4 protein-coding genes are annotated in these 3,933 nt (G+C 45.0%); 3 read left to right on the top strand and 1 reads right to left on the bottom strand.

What is annotated here, in order from left to right; all coding sequences use genetic code 11:
- The coding region (shc, locus tag H6S82_RS22375) for a squalene--hopene cyclase (RefSeq protein WP_191056725.1) at positions 1 to 1,871 on the bottom strand (1,871 nt) is incomplete at its 3' end.
- Between the two features lie 328 nt (positions 1,872 to 2,199).
- Between shc and H6S82_RS22380 the strand changes: the two genes are divergently transcribed.
- From H6S82_RS22380 to H6S82_RS22390, 3 genes are all read left to right on the top strand, one after another.
- Positions 2,200 to 2,472, top strand: a complete 273-nt coding sequence (locus H6S82_RS22380) for a GlsB/YeaQ/YmgE family stress response membrane protein (RefSeq protein ID WP_190472836.1) — start codon at positions 2,200 to 2,202, stop codon at positions 2,470 to 2,472.
- Between the two features lie 496 nt (positions 2,473 to 2,968).
- Positions 2,969 to 3,241: a GlsB/YeaQ/YmgE family stress response membrane protein gene (locus tag H6S82_RS22385; protein WP_190472834.1), complete on the top strand. Its 273-nt coding sequence runs from the start codon at positions 2,969 to 2,971 to the stop codon at positions 3,239 to 3,241.
- Positions 3,242 to 3,547: 306 nt separating this feature from the next.
- A partial coding sequence (locus H6S82_RS22390) for a glycosyltransferase (RefSeq protein WP_191056726.1) occupies positions 3,548 to 3,933 on the top strand: 386 nt, incomplete at its 3' end.

The raw sequence follows: 3,933 nt of genomic DNA on the forward strand, positions 1-3,933 counted from the left end.
GGAAAATGTTGTAAATAAAGGTGATATTTGAGATAGAAATGGCAGGGAAAGCCAGTTCCAGTGAAATAATCCTCATCCCAAGTGCCATCAGAACGTTGTGCAGTCACAAGATAGTTGATTCCCCGATCGATCGCCTCTTTCTCAAACTTCCCGGTGGCTTCTCCCGCCGCCAGCAAGCCAATTAAAGCCCAAGCAGTCTGAGATGCGGTACTGTCTCCTTTTCCTTTGAGGGCGGGATTATCGTAGCTGAAGCAAGTTTCCCCCCATCCTCCATCGGCATTTTGACAGCTGACCAGCCAAGCTGCACCGCGTTCGATATTGCTTCGGTGCGACTGAGGCGCAACTAGAGACAGCGCCGCCAAAACGCCACTGGTGCCGTAAATATAATTTACTCCCCAACGTCCGTACCAGCAGCCTTCCGGTTCTTGTTCGTTTTTGAGATAATTTAAAGCGCGATCGAAATTGCTCGGATCGATCGAGAAATTACCGCGTCCCAACATTTCCAACACCCGCGCCGTCACATCTGCCGTATTCGGGTCTATCATCGCTTTCAAGTCGCCGTAAGGCAATTGGTTCAGCCAATCTGCATTATTATCCAGATCGAAAGCAGCCCAACCGCCATCTCGACATTGCATTGTCGCAATCCAAGCCACAGTACGTGCAATGGCAGCTTGTTTTAATTCTTCGTTCGGCAATTGCACGCCATTCAACGCCATCACCACAACCGCAGAATCATCTACATCCGGATAAAAGCGATTCACAAATTCAAACGCCCAAGCACCCGGTTTTCCCTGCTTGTTTTTGACAGCCCAATCGCCGTAATCTAAAATTTGCTTATTCAGCAGCCATTCTCCCCCCCGCACAAGGGCTGGATGATTGGGTGCGATTCCGGAATCGACCAAACTTCGCATCACCAAAGCGGTATCCCAAACTGGCGAAACGCAAGGTTGCACCCAGTAAATATCCTCTGTTTCGACTGCAAATCGATCGACCGCTTGCAAACCCCTTTCCACAATTGGGTCATTGACATCATAATCCAGGCAGCGCAATGCTAAAAGTGAATTCAACATTGCGGGAATAATGCCACCCCAATCACCGGTTTCTTCTTGTCGTTCCAAAACCCATTTTTCGGCTGCTTTGAGTCCTTCTTCCCGGAAAGGCACTAAGTTGAAATTTTCTGCTAATTTGAAAGCGTCATCCAGCCAAACAAATACATCTGTCCAATCGTTATTGCGCGGTAGTTCAAAGCGCACATTCTCAGCACCTTCTGTGTAAAGTTCCTCCAAAGTGATGCTGGGATTGGTTATGTAAATCGGCTTGCGATCGAACACAATTAACAGAGGAACGGTGCTACTCCGCGCCCAACTGGACATTTCGTAAATGGTGAAGGGAAAAGATTCTGGCAACAACATTATCCAAGGCGGAATTGAAGGCAGTCCCCGCCAGTTGTAGCAGCCAATTAATGCCAGGTGCATTTTAGTAAAAATGCGCGTTTTGCTGATGCCGCCTCGTTCTAAAATAAATTCCCGCGCTTTTTGCATAGCTGGATCTGTGGCCGGTACGCCCAGCAACTTCAGCGCCATGTAAGCTTCCACCGATGTGCTGAGATTGCCGCCATCGCCATAAAATAGTTCCCAACCACCGTGCGATCGCTGTTCCCTTCGCAGGTAAGTTTCCGCTTTGTGCAAAGGTCTTGTCTTGTCCGTACCCCAAATTTTATGGAGGAGTACCGCCTCTGCCGTTATGGTAACGTTGGATTCCAATTCTGCCCACCAGTAACCATCTGGATATTGGATGGAAAGTAGGTAATTCTGAGAAGCAGCAATAGCCGCATCAACGCTTGTTACCTTTGTTCTGTCTTGTGTTTGCATAGGTTCCGTTCACTCTCAGCAACATCCGCTTAATGCAGCATCAAGCAAAATGCTTAATTAGTTGCGATTTATAGCAGAAACAGTACTGGATTAGCAACTGGTAATTTCCCTTACATATGGTTTATGGCACATAAGTTATTAGTTTGTTGACGGGCAAATCGGCCAAGAGGCACAGGGGAAAAATGAATAATTACCTACTCAATAAATTTCCTGAAAGATGATGATTATCGATTTATATCTAGTAGATTATATCGGTTGGCAGAGGTCAAATAAAAATTTACTGGCTATTCTGAAAATGTGACATAAAAACATTTAAGGAGCCAAAGCTATGGGTATTGTTGCTTGGGTTGTTTTAGGTCTGCTTGCTGGCGCGATCGCGAAAGCTATCTATCCCGGTTATCAAGGCGGCGGTATTCTGGCTACGATGGTGCTGGGTATCGTGGGAGCCTTCATCGGTGGAACTTTGGTCACTTTATTGCAAACGGGAACTTTCCAACTTGCCGCCACTCCTTTAACCTTTCCCGGTGTTTTTGTCGCCGTCTTGGGTGCAATTATTGCCATTTGGTTGTGGAATATGATGAATCGCAGAGCCTATCGCTAATATCGAAGGCGATCGCATTAATTTATTATGCCCCCTGGCGCAGAGGGAACAAATAGTCTCTTCCGATTCAGATGAATTTAAGATCCGTTCTATTTCTGGCGATCGCCTATTCGATAATCCTCCTCTAGCTTTCCACAAACTTAGTGGAAAGTTCGCTTTTAAGATGCACAATTTAACTGTTTAATAACGGTGTTAAATGAGGGGTTAAACCCCTCAATCTTAAGCTGACAAAATCCTCTATTGTGCAGGTACACAAAGCATATCTATAGATGAAAGTAGATTGATTGCCTAAGATATGCGATCGCTCCTTACAGTAGGTGCTTACACCGAACCGTTTCTTGTAATTTCTTTTACTTCGATCCGATTAAGGAATGTAACTCTTTATTAAGTAAAAAAATATAACTAAACATAAAAACTTTGTCCCCGGACAAGGGGAATATTTCTTTGAGTTGCTATACTAGATTTTTAAGTAAGAAAGTTTCAAGGAGCCAAAAAAATGGGTAATATTATCGCCTGGATTGTTTTGGGTCTTGTTGCTGGTGCGATCGCCAAACTTGTCTACCCCGGTCGTCAAGGCGGCGGTATTCTAGCTACGATGGTTCTGGGCATTGTGGGCGCTTTCCTGGGTGGGACGATATTTACTTTATTGCAGACGGGAAGACTCGTGCTTACAGCTAACGCCGCTTTCAACATTCCTAGTATTTTTGTTGCTGTCGTGGGTGCATTAGTTGCTATTTGGCTGTGGAATTTGATCAATCGGACAGCGTAATTCTGAATACCCACAGCGCACAGATTTTTAGGTGTAGCTACACAAACAAAATCTGCTTAGGAAAGTTCCAGTAATATCTAGATAAAGTCCGCTCACGCGGACTTTGTTTTTGCAGTCGAGAATTGTATTCGGACGGCATTTTACAGCGGCTTGCAGTTGTATGAAGTACAGGCTATGGGTCGAGATCCCCGACTTCTTCAAGAAGTCGGGGATCTGTATAGCTCACTCACCCGAAAAGTGCTGTATTCATTTGCATTTACTTTCATAATATTGTATTGTAAGCGCTGAAGTTAATAATCTTTTAAGATGATTCTCGGCATAGTTGAATTGGGGATTACCTTGCTATCTTTAATAATTTGGGTAGTACTGTTGTGTTTTTGGGGACAGTTTTGGCGATCGGATGAGCGATTAGATGTACAAGATAAAGAACCGGAAAAATGGCCGACTGTTTGTGCGGTAATTCCCGCCAGAAATGAAGCGGAAATGCTACCAGCGACAATGCGATCGCACTTCCTCCAAAATTACCCAGGTTCTTTCGCTATCGTCCTGGTTGATGATAACAGCACCGATAATACAGCCAACGTCGCCCTAAATATTGCCCAAGAATTAAACAAATCCCAGCAATTGCATATCGTATCTGGCGAACCGCTACCAGATGGTTGGAGTGGCAAACTTTGGGCAGTTGAACAAGG

Origin of the sequence: Planktothrix sp. FACHB-1355, from assembly GCF_014748295.1 — a bacterium.
Lineage (GTDB): Bacteria > Cyanobacteriota > Cyanobacteriia > Cyanobacteriales > Aerosakkonemataceae > Aerosakkonema > Aerosakkonema funiforme_A.